This is a genomic window from Leyella lascolaii, assembly GCF_900079775.1.
GTDB lineage: Bacteria > Bacteroidota > Bacteroidia > Bacteroidales > Bacteroidaceae > Prevotella > Prevotella lascolaii.
On record NZ_LT556036.1, the window covers coordinates 576,790 to 577,582 of the forward strand.

Annotated in this window: 1 protein-coding gene; it reads left to right on the forward strand. The window is 55.0% G+C overall.

The features are described 5' to 3' along the window. A partial coding sequence (locus BN4609_RS05720) for a GLUG motif-containing protein (protein ID WP_303645085.1) occupies positions 1 to 611 on the forward strand: 611 nt, incomplete at its 5' end. Positions 612 to 793: the final 182 nt, after the last annotated feature.

A 793-nucleotide genomic window follows, 5' to 3' on the forward strand; every position in this document is an offset into this window, starting at 1 on the left:
ATCAAATATATGGCGGCAGTATTGGCGGCGTGGTAGGATCTAGCTGGGGCACCATTGAAAACTGCTCGGTGTCGGGCAGCGTCAGCGGCACGGTGTATGTCGGCGGTGTGGTAGGTGCTCAAATAGACGGTTCCATCACCGGATGCAGTTCCTCTGCCACAGTGAAGGGAACGGTCGATGTCGGCGGCGTGGCAGGGCAGACGAATTCGAGTGCCACCCTGACCGCTTGCTATGCCACGGGCAACGTGATCATAGAAATAAACCCCAAAAAGAATATCGCTGGCGGCAGTCTGGTGGGAATGAACGCAGGAAGCAGCCTCCTTGCCTGCTATGCCACGGGCAACGTAACCAGTACGGGTAGTAGCACTGGCAAAGTACATATCGGCGGCTTTTTGGGAAATAACTACACCACCATGACTGCCTGCTATTGGAAGAACAATCATGAACAAGGCATCGGCTACAATAGGGAAAGCACCGGAGCCACGAAGGTGGACGGCTCTGTCGTTACCTGGCAGAAAGCCGTTGATGCCATGAACACCGCCTTGCAGAACGCAGGCTCAGAGTGGCGTTACGAACTTAAAGGAGCATTGCCTACCTTGAGGAAGCAGTAAACCGTCGGGGGAAAGTTACGCCCGCAACGGAAAGAACCAGAGTAATAAAATAACAGATATTATGAGGATAAGATTTTTTGCACTTGCAGCGCTCGCCCTCTCACTCGCCGCCTGCACGCAGGACGAAGCGGGCTTCCTACCGGAAGGGGCGGAAGGCACCCCCATCGTCTTCACCGCCACGG